This is a genomic window from Algibacter sp. R77976 (assembly GCF_044594645.1).
Classification (GTDB): domain Bacteria; phylum Bacteroidota; class Bacteroidia; order Flavobacteriales; family Flavobacteriaceae; genus Algibacter_B.
In genome coordinates, this window is sequence record NZ_CP138989.1 from 1,878,213 (window position 1) to 1,891,861 (window position 13,649).

At 31.6% G+C, this 13,649-nt stretch carries 13 protein-coding genes; 7 read left to right on the forward strand and 6 right to left on the reverse strand.

The window, feature by feature from the left end; translation table 11 throughout:
- The first annotated feature begins 78 nt into the window (after positions 1 to 78).
- Positions 79 to 1,404 carry a tRNA (N(6)-L-threonylcarbamoyladenosine(37)-C(2))-methylthiotransferase MtaB gene (gene mtaB / locus SJY43_RS08275; protein WP_396603360.1) on the forward strand — a complete coding sequence of 442 codons (1,326 nt, stop codon included), beginning with the start codon at positions 79 to 81 and terminating at the stop codon, positions 1,402 to 1,404.
- A 109-nt stretch (positions 1,405 to 1,513) separates the two neighbouring features.
- On the forward strand, positions 1,514 to 2,032 hold the full coding sequence (locus tag SJY43_RS08280; protein ID WP_396603361.1) for a hypothetical protein: 519 nt from the start codon (positions 1,514 to 1,516) through the stop codon (positions 2,030 to 2,032).
- 74 nt (positions 2,033 to 2,106) lie between these two features.
- Here SJY43_RS08280 and SJY43_RS08285 read toward each other — a convergent pair whose 3' ends face one another.
- The gene (locus SJY43_RS08285; RefSeq protein WP_396603362.1) at positions 2,107 to 2,403 is read right to left on the reverse strand and encodes an N-acetyltransferase; all 297 of its coding nucleotides are present in this window, start codon (positions 2,401 to 2,403) and stop codon (positions 2,107 to 2,109) included.
- Positions 2,404 to 2,518: 115 nt separating this feature from the next.
- On the opposite strand from SJY43_RS08285, the gene SJY43_RS08290 reads away from it, so the two are divergent.
- Entirely contained in the window at positions 2,519 to 3,184 is a 666-nt protein-coding gene (locus tag SJY43_RS08290; RefSeq protein WP_396603363.1) for an alpha/beta hydrolase, read from the forward strand.
- Between the two features lie 36 nt (positions 3,185 to 3,220).
- On the forward strand, positions 3,221 to 4,141 hold the full coding sequence (locus SJY43_RS08295; RefSeq protein ID WP_396603364.1) for a lytic transglycosylase domain-containing protein: 921 nt from the start codon (positions 3,221 to 3,223) through the stop codon (positions 4,139 to 4,141).
- Between the two features lie 643 nt (positions 4,142 to 4,784).
- Here the strand turns inward: SJY43_RS08295 and SJY43_RS08300 are convergent.
- On the reverse strand, positions 4,785 to 5,363 hold the full coding sequence (locus tag SJY43_RS08300; RefSeq protein ID WP_396603365.1) for a tetratricopeptide repeat protein: 579 nt from the start codon (positions 5,361 to 5,363) through the stop codon (positions 4,785 to 4,787).
- Between the two features lie 295 nt (positions 5,364 to 5,658).
- Between SJY43_RS08300 and rpmH the strand changes: the two genes are divergently transcribed.
- The 3 genes from rpmH (at position 5,659) to SJY43_RS08315 (ending at position 10,148) form a co-directional block, all read left to right on the forward strand.
- Complete coding sequence (gene rpmH / locus SJY43_RS08305; RefSeq protein WP_034059443.1) at positions 5,659 to 5,820, forward strand: 50S ribosomal protein L34; 162 nt, start codon at positions 5,659 to 5,661, stop codon at positions 5,818 to 5,820.
- A 114-nt stretch (positions 5,821 to 5,934) separates the two neighbouring features.
- Positions 5,935 to 8,787, forward strand: a complete 2,853-nt coding sequence (gene carB, locus SJY43_RS08310; protein ID WP_396603366.1) for a carbamoyl-phosphate synthase large subunit — start codon at positions 5,935 to 5,937, stop codon at positions 8,785 to 8,787.
- 353 nt (positions 8,788 to 9,140) lie between these two features.
- A complete protein-coding gene (locus SJY43_RS08315) occupies positions 9,141 to 10,148 on the forward strand; it encodes an IS110 family transposase (RefSeq protein WP_396602982.1) in 1,008 nt (335 codons plus the stop codon).
- A gap of 113 nt (positions 10,149 to 10,261) precedes the next feature.
- Here the strand turns inward: SJY43_RS08315 and SJY43_RS08320 are convergent, their stop codons facing one another.
- From SJY43_RS08320 to SJY43_RS08335, 4 genes are all read right to left on the reverse strand, one after another.
- Positions 10,262 to 10,807, reverse strand: a complete 546-nt coding sequence (locus SJY43_RS08320; protein ID WP_396603367.1) for an acyl-CoA thioesterase — start codon at positions 10,805 to 10,807, stop codon at positions 10,262 to 10,264.
- Positions 10,808 to 11,008: 201 nt separating this feature from the next.
- Positions 11,009 to 11,356: a 6-phosphogluconate dehydrogenase gene (locus SJY43_RS08325; RefSeq protein ID WP_396603368.1), complete on the reverse strand. Its 348-nt coding sequence runs from the start codon at positions 11,354 to 11,356 to the stop codon at positions 11,009 to 11,011.
- An 11-nt stretch (positions 11,357 to 11,367) separates the two neighbouring features.
- Positions 11,368 to 12,756, reverse strand: coding sequence for a DNA recombination protein RmuC (gene rmuC, locus SJY43_RS08330; protein ID WP_396603369.1), 1,389 nt, complete (start codon positions 12,754 to 12,756; stop codon positions 11,368 to 11,370).
- 73 nt (positions 12,757 to 12,829) lie between these two features.
- Complete coding sequence (locus SJY43_RS08335; RefSeq protein WP_396603370.1) at positions 12,830 to 13,624, reverse strand: ABC transporter ATP-binding protein; 795 nt, start codon at positions 13,622 to 13,624, stop codon at positions 12,830 to 12,832.
- Positions 13,625 to 13,649 lie beyond the last annotated feature (25 nt).

A 13,649-nucleotide genomic window follows, 5' to 3' on the forward strand; every position in this document is an offset into this window, starting at 1 on the left:
AGTTGTAAATTTGCAATCTTTTAGCTGTAAAGATAAATTTTAAAAGATCCTGAAACAAGTTCAGGATAATAAAATACAATGAATAAGAAAGTCGCATTTTATACTTTAGGTTGTAAACTGAATTTTTCAGAAACCTCTACCATAGCAAGAAATTTTAACGATGAAGGTTTTGATAGAGTAGATTTTTCTGAAAAGGCAGATATTTATGTTATTAATACCTGTTCGGTAACCGATAATGCAGACAAACGTTTTAAAACCATTGTAAAGCAAACTCAAAAAGTGAATCCTGATGCTTTTGTTGCAGCAGTAGGTTGTTATGCGCAATTAAAACCTCAAGAATTGGCCGATGTTAATGGTGTGGATTTGGTTCTTGGAGCAACCGAGAAATTCAAGATTACAGATTACTTAAACGATCTTTCTAAAAATGATTTTGGCGAAGTGCATTCTTGTGAAATTGAAGATGCCGATTTTTATGTTGGTAGCTATTCCATTGGTGATAGAACCCGCGCGTTTTTAAAAGTTCAAGATGGTTGTGATTATAAATGTACTTATTGTACAATACCATTAGCACGTGGGATTTCAAGAAGCGATACCATGAATAATGTTTTGAAAAACGCAAAAGCCATTTCAGAACAAAATATTAAAGAAATTGTTTTAACAGGTGTTAATATTGGTGACTACGGTAAAGGTGAGTTTGGTAACAAAAAACACGAACATACATTTTTAGATTTAGTAACAGAGTTAGATAAGGTTGAAGGGATAGAACGATTACGAATTTCGTCAATAGAACCTAATTTGCTTAAAAATGAAACGATAGATTTAGTATCTAAATCAAGAGCGTTTGTGCCTCATTTTCATATTCCGTTGCAATCAGGAAGTAATGAGGTTTTAAAGAAAATGAAGCGTCGTTATATGCGCGAATTGTATGTAGATCGCGTTGCTAAAATTAAAGAAGTCTTGCCTCAAGCGTGTATAGGTGTGGATGTTATTGTTGGGTTTCCTGGAGAAACCGAAGCGCATTTTTTAGAAACTTATAATTTCTTAACAGCGTTAGATATTTCTTATTTACACGTATTTACTTACTCTGAGCGTGATAATACTGAAGCCGCGGAAATGGATGGTGTCGTTCCTAAAAATGTAAGAAGTAAACGCAGTAAAATGCTACGTGGTTTATCGGTTAAAAAACGACGTGCTTTTTATGAAAGTCAAATAGGAACAACTCGAACCGTTTTGTTTGAAAGTGAAAATAAAGAAGGATATATTCATGGTTTTACTGAGAACTATGTAAAGGTAAAAACGCCGTGGAATCCAGAGTTTGTAAATACGTTACACGACGTTAAGCTTAATCAAATTGACGAAGATGGTATCGTTAGATTTGAGTTTTTAAATGCTTTAATAAGCTAGTTTCTTCTGTTTTTCTGCTTGTAAACTTAATTTTTAGCCATTCGCCTTATTTATTGTGTGTTATAATTATTTCGTAATTATTTTTACTAGTAATTAATCATGCCCCAATATGAATAAATTACTTTTAAACCTATGTTTTGCATCTGTACTCGTATTTTTTACTAGTTGTTCTTCTGATGATTTGCAAGACTCAAATAACAATGCTATTATTGGTGTTTGGAAATTAACAGCTTGGAATGTAGATGAAGGATTTGATATAAATCAAGATGGCGTAGTAAGTAACAATCTTTTAAATGAAATTGATTGTACTAGAAATGAGACTTTATTTTTTGATGACCAAGGTGTTGTGTCTTTAAATACAACATTTAACCCAGATTTAGATATTACTTTATTAGATGAAAGCACAAGCGATTATAGTTTTAATGTGGCTTGCGATACAGAAGGTGTTATTAGTTTAGCAACAACTTATACGATTGATAATTCAATAATTATGATTGGAGAAAGTGAAGCTACAATTCAAGACAATCAAATATTTTTAGTTTTTGAAGATCGAATTAAGGTTTATAATGAAGATTTAACCCAAGTGTTAGCAACAAAAGACTTAACTCTAGTATATACTAAACAATAATTAAGTTAGCTTTTAAAAATAAAAAAACCGAAACTAATTAGTTTCGGTTTTTTTATTTTATGTTGTAAATGCCACTATATTCTAACGCCTACCGGAAGCATTCTTTTATATTTTCTGTTACTTCTAACAAATTTTGCGATTTCAGGAGAAGTAGGCATAACACTTAAGTTGCGCGATTCAATTTCTTCAAAAACGAGTGCTAAAAATTCTTTTTGAAAGCTTTCGTCAGTTACACTTTCTGGAATAATTAGTTTGGTTAAAAAAATCTTTCTTTCCTGTAAAGAGTATTCAATAATTGCTAAATCATTATCAACTTTAACTTCAAATTGACGTAAAAAATCATTGTCAATTAGTTCTGCCGCTTCAACCATGTTAATTTTTTTTTAATTCTTAGGAAATTAAAAATAGTGAGTACTATTTCTCTAACTTTGTGCAAAAGTACGAAAAATAATTGTTAGATTAAAGTAAATTTAAGGTTAATGCCTTATGAGTCAAGAGATAATACATGTTTATTTAATGCCAGGAATGGCAGCAAGTCCTAAAATTTTTGAATTTATAAAATTGCCAGAAGTGCAGTTTAAAATTCATTTATTAGAATGGGTAATTCCATTGGATAATGAAAGTTTAAGTGATTATGCATTACGTCTTTCTAAAAACATAACACATAAAGATATTGTTTTGCTGGGTGTGTCGTTTGGTGGTGTTCTTGTTCAAGAAATTAGTAAGCATATAGCTGTTAGAAAACTTATAATAGTTTCTAGTGTAAAATCGATGGGTGAATTACCTAAAAAGATGCTAGTAGCAAAGGCAACCAAAGCGTATTTACTGGTTCCAACACAGTTGGCAAGTAAGATTGACGTTTTTGAAAAATATGCTTTTGGAGAAACCGTAACGAAACGTTTAGAACTCTATAAAAAATATTTATCGGTTAACGATAGTAAATATTTAAGTTGGGCTATTAAAGAAATGGTATGTTGGGAGCAAGTCGCTTTCCGATCAGATATTATACATATTCATGGCGATAAAGACTCTGTGTTTCCTATTAAAAATATTAAAAATTGTGTTGTTGTTAAAAACGGCACTCATATTGCAATTATCAATAAATATAAATGGTTTAACGAAAATTTACCTAAACTAATTTTAGGTAACTAAGCTATTTTTTTTAATTTTATAAAAAAACTTATTAAAATGAAGATTATACAGAAAGGATTAGCGTTTGTGGGATTATTAAGTTTATGTGCCCTATTTATTTTTGCATTACAAGATGCGCCTACCGATGAGAATTTTGAAACAAAATTGATAAATGATTATAATGTTTATGCGCTTCAAGTTCCAGAAAACTTGAATTTTGCTGGTGAAGCTATGCCGCTTGAAAATCCAGATATTTTAGAGCGTATGGATAGGGAGTTACTCGTTAATACCTATTGGCAATCCAATGGATTGTTAATGTTTAAACGCGCAAAAAAATACTTTCCAATTATCGAGCCTATACTTGCAAAACATGGCGTTCCAGACGATTTTAAATACCTAGCCGTTATAGAAAGCGGTTTAACCAATGCTGTGTCTCCGGCAGGTGCAAGAGGTGTTTGGCAAATTATGCCAGCTACAGGAAGAGAAAATGGCTTAGAAGTTAATAAGAATGTAGATGAGCGTTATAATTTAGAAAAAGCAACCGAAGTGGCATGTAAGTATTTATTAGAAGCTAAAGATAAATTGGGTTCATGGACCTTAGCTGCTGCTGCTTACAATGCAGGTAATGCAGGAGTTTCTAGACGTTTAAAAGAGCAAGGAGTTACTGAGTATTATGATTTGCTGTTAGGTGAAGAAACTGGGCGTTATTTGTTTAGAATTGTGGCTTTAAAAGAGATTTTATCTAACCCGAAAAAGTATGGCTTTAATTTTAGAGATAAAGATTTATACACCAATGTACCAACCTATAAAATTGAAGTTGATACTGCAGTAACAGACTTTACTAAGTTTGCACAACGCTTTGGTATTAATTATAAATTATTGAAACTTCATAACCCTTGGTTACGTGAGCCACACCTTAATAATAAATCTAGAAAACAATATTATATTGATATACCTAGAGAAGGGTATTATAATTAGGTATTTTAGTTTTTTAGTAAACCATTAAAACGACAAGTCTTAATTGGAAAAATATTATTTGGATTATTATTGAGATTATAATTTCTATATCCATTTATTATCTAATTCAATGGTCTTTAAAAAACACCGAATTCCCTTTTACCGATCATATGATGGCTGGAGTTTTTCTTGTGTTAGTATTCTTAGGAATTATTTAAGGAATTACGATTTTTGGATTTATCAAAATTGATGAATTCATTAAAGGAACTAAACTAAATTCTGGAAAAGGAATTCTGTTTCTGATTATAGGAGCAGTAATTTCTTTAGTTGGAATGAACTTGCTTGTGGTGCTAAAAGTGATTGATTCGAGCTTTCCTTTAATTTTGTTTATTCTGATTGTAATGACTGTATCGGTGATTTCTTTCAATTATGGATTACGGATAAAAAAACTATGTCCATCATGCGTGTAAAACAAGCAGTAATGCATATAACTATTTGATTTTTAGGAAATGTTTAAAGATTTTTTATGATTCCATAAAATACCTATTAAATTCTGAGTGAGCCCTAAGAGTGAGTGCGTTAACGATTGAACGGCATGTTTGAGCTCGCCGACGTAGGAGGAAGCGAGTAGTGAAAGCGTGTTAAAACGCCCAAATAAAATTAATTACCTACCACGTCTTTTTTGAGATCTTACAGAACCACCAGAACCATAATGTTGTGTAGGGCCAACGGCTTGTTTCATATTCTGTTTCATCATTTTTATCTGATCGGTAAGCATACCTTGTTTATCTAATTTTTGAGCTTCAGACAATAGTTTCTGCGCTTCTTGCTTTCTGCGTTTTGAAAATGCAATACCAGCTAAATTCAATTTTGCCATCGCAATATCATGATCCATAGATAATCCCAAAGAAAGCGCTTTCTTAAAATATTTTTCGGCTTCATTCATGTTATCTTGAGATACCATAATACCATGTAAATAGTTAAAATAGCCTTGTTGCTTGGTAACTAAAGCAGATTCTGGATTTTTAATTTTATTCAACCACTTTTTTGCACCTTCAAAATCTTGTTTTCTTAATCTTAAAAAAGCTAATAGTATAATCTCATTTTTAAAATAAAGAAATATAAAAATTGTAGATAAAAATAGTAACGCAATACCATTACCTATGTAGCCTTCTATAAATTGGTAAATAGCAAAAGCAATAATTCCTGCTGCAATTATAAGTTTTATGATTTTATTGAACATAATTTAAAAATTGTAATGGTAAAAAGCGGTGTTTGCATCTTAAACAAACTACTTTATGGTTTATAAGTTTACAAAGAAACTAAATTTTTATTAAAATATGTATACAGTTATTTAACAAAATAAATGGTTAACCTAAATAAATACTGGTGTAACGCGAGTTTTTTAAAAGTGAAAAATAATTCTAATATTTTTTTAAAAATGATTTGCAAAGTAATAAAGGCTTTGTATATTTGCCCTCGGTTTTAACAGAGCCATCTATATTAAAATTACATCACAGATTTAAAAACATAAGAACATGCCAAAAAGAACGTTTCAGCCATCAAAAAGAAAAAGAAGAAACAAACATGGTTTCAGAGAAAGAATGGCTTCTGCTAACGGTAGAAAGGTATTAGCACGTAGAAGGGCTAAAGGAAGAAAAAAATTATCTGTTTCAACTGAAACAAGACATAAGAAATAATGATTAACAATTGTTGATAATTAAAAGGTATTACTTAACGGTAATGCCTTTTTTTATATCTACTGATTACTATTTTTGCAACACATTAAATTACAACATAATAACGATTAAAAAATGCCTAAAAATCCAAAATTAAAATCGATACTAATTATTGGCTCTGGTCCTATAGTAATTGGACAAGCATGTGAATTTGATTATTCAGGAACTCAAGCTTTACGTTCGCTTAGAGAAGATGGAATTGAAACTATTTTAATCAATTCTAATCCTGCAACTATTATGACTGATCCTTCTATGGCAGATCATGTATACTTGCTACCGCTAAATACGAAGTCAATTATTCAAATTTTAAAAGATCATCCGCAAATTGATGCCGTTTTACCAACTATGGGAGGACAAACAGCATTAAATTTATGTATTGAAGCTGATGAGAAAGGGATTTGGAAAGATTTTAATATCGATATGATTGGTGTTAATATTGATGCTATTAATATTACCGAAGATAGAGAACAGTTTAGAAATTTAATGGAACAAATTGGGGTAGGTATGGCACCTCAAGCTACAGCGACTTCATTCTTAAAAGGAAAAGAAATTGCTCAAGAATTTGGTTTTCCTTTATGTATTCGTTCTTCTTTCACGCTTGGTGGAGCTGGTGCGGCAATTGTTCATGAAGAAAAAGATTTTGATAAATTATTACGACATGGATTAGAAATTTCGCCTATTCACGAAGTAATGATTGATAAAGCCCTTTTAGGCTGGAAAGAATATGAGTTAGAGTTGTTAAGAGATGCTAATGGTAATGTAGTTATTGTATGTTCTATTGAAAATATGGACCCTATGGGGATTCATACCGGAGATTCAATTACCGTTGCGCCAGCAATGACTTTAAGTGATAGAACCTACCAAAAAATGCGTGATATGGCCATCCATATGATACGTAGTATTGGAGATTTTGCAGGAGGGTGTAACGTACAATTCGCTGTTTCACCAGACGAAAAAGAAGAAATTATAGCCATTGAGATTAACCCACGTGTATCACGTTCTTCTGCATTAGCAAGTAAAGCAACAGGTTATCCAATTGCAAAAATTGCGGCTAAATTAGCAATGGGTTATAATCTTGATGAATTAAATAATCAAATTACAAAATCTACGTCTGCATTATTCGAGCCGACTTTAGATTATGTTATTGTAAAAATACCGCGTTGGAATTTCGATAAGTTTGAAGGTTCAGATAGAACTTTAGGGCTTCAAATGAAAGCGGTAGGAGAAGTTATGGGTATTGGACGTTCTTTCCAAGAAGCGCTTCATAAAGCAACCCAATCTCTTGAAATAAAGCGTAATGGTTTAGGTGCAGATGCAAAAGAAAATAAAAATTACGACCAAATTATAGAAAAACTAACTCATGCGTCATGGGATCGTGTATTCATAATATATGATGCTATTGCTATGGGGATTCCATTAAGTAGAATTTTTGAAATCACAGGAATTGATATGTGGTTTTTAAAGCAATATGAAGAGTTACATTTCTTAAGGCAGCAAATTTCTACCTTCAATATAGATACTATTCAAAAAGACTTATTACTTGAAGCTAAGCAAAAAGGTTATGGAGATAGGCAAATAGCACACATGCTAAATTGTCTAGAAAGTCAAGTATATTCTAAGCGTGAAGAATTAGGTATAAACAGAGTTTATAAATTAGTTGATACCTGTGCGGCAGAGTTTGAAGCCAAAACACCTTATTACTATTCTACTTTTGAAAGTGATATGGAAACTGCCGATGGTAAACGTTATTCAGATAACGAAAGTGTTGTTACCGATAAGAAAAAAGTTATCGTTTTAGGTTCTGGTCCAAATAGAATTGGTCAAGGTATCGAGTTCGATTATTGTTGTGTACATGGCGTTTTAGCAGCCGCAGAATGTGGTTATGAAACCATTATGATTAACTGTAACCCAGAAACGGTTTCTACCGATTTTGATACAGCCGATAAATTATATTTCGAACCAGTTTTCTGGGAACATATTTACGATATTATTAAACATGAAAAGCCAGAAGGTGTAATTGTTCAGTTAGGAGGTCAAACGGCTTTAAAGCTTGCTGAAAAATTAACTAAGTATGGTATTAAAATATTAGGAACGAGCTTTGAATCTTTAGATTTAGCTGAAGATAGAGGGCATTTTTCTACGCTATTAAAGGAAAACAATATTCCTTACCCACAGTTTGATATTGCTACCACAGCCGATGAAGCTGCTGCAATTGCAGATGTTTTAGACTTCCCAATATTAGTGCGTCCTTCGTACGTTCTTGGTGGTCAAGGCATGAAAATCGTAATTAATAAAGAAGAGCTCGAAAAACACGTTGTAGATTTATTAAGCAGAATGCCAGGTAATCAATTACTATTAGATCATTATTTAGATGGTGCTATAGAAGCTGAAGCAGATGCTATTTGCGACGGTGAAGATGTTTACATTATTGGTATTATGGAGCATATTGAGCCATGTGGTGTACACTCTGGAGATAGTAACTCGTTACTACCTCCATTTAACTTGGGTGAGTTTGTAATGCAACAAATTAAAGATCATACAAAAAAGATCGCCTTAGCCCTTAATACAGTTGGATTAATAAATATCCAATTCGCTATTAAAGATGATACCGTTTATATTATTGAAGCTAACCCAAGAGCCTCTAGAACGGTGCCATTTATAGCAAAAGCTTATGGTGAGCCATATGTAAACTATGCAACTAAAGTCATGTTAGGGGAGAAGAAAATTAAAGATTTCAACTTTAATCCAAAATTAGATGGATTTGCAATTAAGCAACCTGTATTCTCATTTAATAAATTCCCTAATGTAGATAAAACATTAGGCCCAGAAATGAAAAGTACAGGAGAAAGTATCTTATTTATTGATAGTTTAAAAGACGATGCTTTTTACGATTTATACTCAAGACGTAAAATGTATTTAAGTAAATAAGCAGAATATATTATAAATTTAAAAATCCCGTTTTATGCGGGATTTTTTTGTTTTTGGCGTTACCCAAAGGGTCGCGCTTTACGCTACAAGTCCTCGCACTTCCTTCGTCAGGCTGTGGGCTTTTTGCTGCAATCCCTAACCTTTAGTTTGCATAAAGAATAATACACTAAATTTATTCAAAGGAAAACAGAGGTGAACTACATCCCTAACTAAGTTAGTCTTATGCTGCGTATTAGTCCTCTGTTTTCTCCTTAGAATTTAAGTTGAAAAGCTTCAAATAGAATAGTAGACGTCAGAGGTCTAATAAAGGTTATAAAGCGATTCAACATTTTTTAAAAACTTAATATAAAATTATGAAAAATTATTCATTTCATGTGGGCATTGACATCTCAAAATTAAAATTAGATGTGGTTATAGTAGATAAAACAAATCCCATGTCATTGGAACATTTCGTTGTTACGAATAACACAAAAGGTTTAAAGCGGATGCTTACTGTTTTAAAAAAAGGAAAAATAGATTTAGAAAGTACCCTGTTCTGTTTTGAAAACACAGGTGTTTACACATTCCCTTTAAGCTGTTTTTGTTTTGAAAACGGGTTTGATTATTGGATTGTTCCAGCGGTAGAGATTAAGCGATCTAAAGGCATATCAAGAGGTAAAAGTGATAAGTCTGATGCTAAGGATATCACTTTTTATAGCATTCGCAATATAGATAAGCTACAGCTATCAAGTGTGCCAGAGAAATCAATCCAGCAGTTAAAATTACTTTTTACTGAGCGCGAAAAAATCAAGAAATCCCTTTTATTATTTGGTTCAACTAAAGAAAATAAAGGGTATACGTCGTTAGATGTTTATAGAACAGTAGAAGCTCAAAACAAGAAAACAATTAAATTTCTTAAAGCGAGCTTAAAAGTTATAGATGCTAAGATGCGTGAACTTGTAAAGCAAGAGCCTAAATTAAAACGTCAATTTGAGCTTATAAAAAGTATTAAAGGTGTTGGCGAGAAAACGGCTATTTATTTTATAATAGCAACTAAAGGGTTTAAGGTCTTTGACTCGGCTAGAAAACTAGCCTGTTATGCAGGAGTTGCACCTTTTGAGTACAGCTCAGGCTCAAGTATTAGAGGAGGTACTAAAGTTAATCATATGGCAGACAAAACAATGAAGTCTTTACTTCAAATGTGCGCCTTATCAGCCGTAAAGCATGATGCACAATTAAAAGCTTATTACTTAAGAAAACAAGATGAGGGGAAAAATAAAATGTTGGTTCTAAATAATGTGAGATGTAAAATTATAGGTCGAATTTTTGCTGTAATTAATAGAGATTCTCCTTTTGTAGACACTTATAAATTTGTCGCATGATTTTTAACGAAAACTATTTGTTTTCTATCATAGAATACGCACTTATCCGCTAAAGTTTAGCTAAATACTAGTGTTTTGTTTTTTCTGTTTACTTAGTTTTTGGAGTATAAAAACTATAACTCAAATAACTCAATTTTAGCATTTTGAGATTTAATAAGATCTAAGTGTTCTTCAATTTTAAATTCCGAAGAGTTAAACTTATTACTTCTTGTTTTTGCTTGTTCTTGTCTAGCAATACTTCTTGCAAAACGCCTAACGCTTTGCTTATCGTCTAAAATTAAACCCGGAACCTTAACATTTTTGCCATCGTCATCTTTAGCAACCATTGTAAAATAAGATGAATTACAATGTTTAATTTTTCCAGTTTGAATATTTTGAGATTCCACACGAAGCCCAATAACCATCGACGTTCTACCTGTATAGTTAACAGATGCTTTAAGGGTCACTAATTCGCCAACCTCAATAGGTTGTAAAAAATCTACCTTGTTTACCGATGCCGTTACACAATAATGTCTGGAGTGTTTAGAAGCACATGCAAATGCAATTTGATCCATTAAATTTAAAATATGCCCACCATGTATTTTACCACTAAAATTAGAGTTAGCTGGCAGCATGAGTTCCGTAATTGATACTTGTGAGTCTTTGGCGTGTCTAAACATGAGTTCTAAGATTTTTTAGATTAATCTGCTAAAAAAGTACGCTAAAATAGGGATATAATTTTTTAAAGCTAATTGTGCTCTATATTTTTAGAGAGTGTCTAATATATTCTCAATTAAAAAATGATTTTAATAATTATTGATAAGGGAATTGTAAAAAGCACAATCTAAAATACCAAAACCAATAAATAAAGAGGCTAATTGTTAATTTTTTTCCTCTTCAACTTTTGTAATGAAGTATTTCGTGTCTCCAAGCCAAAACAACGTTTTATATCGTTCGTAGTAATGTAGTTTTACAAACTTGCCTTGTAGTCTGTTAAGGTCTTCAATAGTTTCTTTCTCCTTGTCTTCAACAGAAAAAACAAAGGTTTGAGCATCAGAAACACCTTGACTTATTTCGCCTTCCCAAGTTTTAAATAAAACCCCTTTATTACTAAATTTAACAAGTTTTCCGGCTCTAACGCCTTCACTATAATGAACAAAATAAATAAAACTGAAATAGCCAGCTATTAAAATGAGTATGAGTATAAATGCTTTAATTAAAAATTTCATAAATAGTTGGTTTAATTATCGTCCTCTTCAGCACGCTTTATAATAGCTTCTGGCAATGCTTTTTTAGCTTTAGCACCCATTTTTTTTAGTTTTTCAACACTTGTAATTAAGTTACCACGACCTTCCACTAATTTATTCATAGCAGAAGAGTAATCTGTTTTTGCAGCGTCAATCTTTTTACCAACACCCGTCAAGTCTTTTACTAAGCCTTCAAATTTATCATATAAAGCTCCAGCTTGTCGTGCAATTTCTATAGCGTTTTGTTGTTGTTTTTCATTGTTCCACATGCTGTCAATAGTACGCAATGTTGCTAATAGTGTAGAAGGTGTAACAATAACAATGTTTTTCTCAAAAGCTTTGTTGTAAATAGAATTATCTTCATTTACAACTACGGCAAAAGCGGGTTCTATCGGGATAAATAAGAGTACAAAATCTGGCGATTCAATATCATATAAATCTTGGTAGTTTTTTTCAGAAAGTTGGTCTACATGCCTTCTAATAGAATTAACGTGCGCTTTTAAATGTAAAGGTTTATCATCTTCATCTGCATTTACCAAACGCTCATAATCTGTTAAAGATACTTTACTATCAATAATCATTTTTTTACCATCTGGAAGATGTAAAACAACATCTGGTAAAACACGAGAGCCATCATCTAGAGTGAAACTTTGTTGTACAAAATACTCTCTATCTTTTTCTAATCCCGATTTTTCTAAAACACGTTCCAATACCAATTCTCCCCAGTTTCCTTGCATTTTGCTATCGCCTTTTAAAGCTCTGGTTAGGTTGGTGGCTTCCTTTGTCATTTGTTGGTTTAAATCTTTTAAGCCTAACAATTGCTCTTTTAAAGCCGAGTGCATACTGATGCTTTCCTTTTGTGTTAAATCTACTTTTTCTTCAAAAACTTTTATTTTTTCTTGAAGCGGATTTAAAATATTTTTAATGTTTTCTTTATTCTGAAGTGTGAATTTTTCAGATTTTTCATCTAGAATTTTAGTAGCTAAAAGTTCAAAATCTTTGCGCAATTGTTCTTGGCGTTCTTCTAGTTCTTTATCGCGTTTTAAATTTAGCTCTTGAAGGTTTTCGTATTCAGAATTTTTTCTGGCTAACTCTGTGTTTAAAAAATCTTTTTCTCTTCTTATGTCTTCACGTTCTGTTTCAATTTTAGAAAGTGTTTCTTTTAATTGATTGATTTGAAGGTTGAAATTTTCGTTTTGTTTTTTGTTTTCAGTTTCATGATTCGTTTTTAAGTCGTCAATCTGTAATTGCAGATTTGCATTGCGTTCTTCAAGGGTACTTTGTTCACTTTTACTTTTAAGTTTTGTAAAAAGCATGCCTAAATAACCGCCAATAGCTGCGGCAATTAAAATAGAAATTATGAGAATAAGATTGTCGTTCATTAAAAAAAGAAAATTATACTCAAAGATAATTTTTTAGTTTTAAAATTTTTTAAAATTCGAATTACTTTTTAAATTATTTCTTAACCCTAAAACTTCCCGTTACTTCATCAAAAGCAATTAAATCTTTTGGAAATAAATTTTCAAAAGTTCCTTTAGAAATTAAATGACATGGTGTATCTGAAACCACTTCATTCTTAGTCATCACAACTAGATTGTCACAAAGTTGAATGGCTAAATCAATTTCATGTGATGAGAATAGAATTGTTTTATTGGTCTCTTTTGCTAACTTTTGAAGTAGTTTTAAAATATATGCTTTATGATACATATCCAGATGCGTAGTGGGTTCATCTAAAATAATTAAGTCAGTATCTTGAGCAAGAGCTCGGGCAATCATTACTTTCTGTAATTGGCCATCACTAAGTTCAAAGCACCTTTTGTTTTTTAAATCTGAAATGTTTGTCTGTTTAATTGCGGTATTAATAGCGTTTATATCTTCTTCAGATAAATTACCAACCCAATTTGTATAAGGCTGTCTTCCTAAGGCTACTAATTCAAACACCGATAAGTTTTTAGAAGCAACTTGCTCGGTTAAAACCAAACTCATCACTTTTGCTAAATCTATAGGATTGTATTTTGAGATGTCTTTTTCATTGATTTCAATAAAACCATCAATAGGATTTTGAACATGGGTTAAAGATCTTAATAATGTAGATTTTCCAATACCGTTTGCACCAATTAATCCAACAAGCTCACCTCTTCTTAATTCAATATTAATATTTGAAGCAACAATCGTTGTTTCCTTTTTAGAAGTGTATCCAATGGATAAATCTTGAGTTTTTAAAATGATATTTTCGTTCTGTTTTATCATAAATTATTTTTTAAAAAACTCAAAT

Excerpts from the sequence above, each read along its gene's own strand:
- mtaB (WP_396603360.1), top strand. The coding sequence starts at position 79 with ATGAATAAGAAAGTCGCATTTTATACTTTAGGTTGTAAACTGAATTTT.
- SJY43_RS08280 (WP_396603361.1), top strand. The coding sequence starts at position 1,514 with ATGAATAAATTACTTTTAAACCTATGTTTTGCATCTGTACTCGTATTT.
- SJY43_RS08285 (WP_396603362.1), bottom strand. The coding sequence starts at position 2,403 with ATGGTTGAAGCGGCAGAACTAATTGACAATGATTTTTTACGTCAATTT.
- SJY43_RS08290 (WP_396603363.1), top strand. The coding sequence starts at position 2,519 with ATGAGTCAAGAGATAATACATGTTTATTTAATGCCAGGAATGGCAGCA.
- SJY43_RS08295 (WP_396603364.1), top strand. The coding sequence starts at position 3,221 with ATGAAGATTATACAGAAAGGATTAGCGTTTGTGGGATTATTAAGTTTA.
- SJY43_RS08300 (WP_396603365.1), bottom strand. The coding sequence starts at position 5,363 with ATGTTCAATAAAATCATAAAACTTATAATTGCAGCAGGAATTATTGCT.
- rpmH (WP_034059443.1), top strand. The coding sequence starts at position 5,659 with ATGCCAAAAAGAACGTTTCAGCCATCAAAAAGAAAAAGAAGAAACAAA.
- carB (WP_396603366.1), top strand. The coding sequence starts at position 5,935 with ATGCCTAAAAATCCAAAATTAAAATCGATACTAATTATTGGCTCTGGT.
- SJY43_RS08315 (WP_396602982.1), top strand. The coding sequence starts at position 9,141 with ATGAAAAATTATTCATTTCATGTGGGCATTGACATCTCAAAATTAAAA.
- SJY43_RS08320 (WP_396603367.1), bottom strand. The coding sequence starts at position 10,807 with ATGTTTAGACACGCCAAAGACTCACAAGTATCAATTACGGAACTCATG.
- SJY43_RS08325 (WP_396603368.1), bottom strand. The coding sequence starts at position 11,356 with ATGAAATTTTTAATTAAAGCATTTATACTCATACTCATTTTAATAGCT.
- rmuC (WP_396603369.1), bottom strand. The coding sequence starts at position 12,756 with ATGAACGACAATCTTATTCTCATAATTTCTATTTTAATTGCCGCAGCT.
- SJY43_RS08335 (WP_396603370.1), bottom strand. The coding sequence starts at position 13,624 with ATGATAAAACAGAACGAAAATATCATTTTAAAAACTCAAGATTTATCC.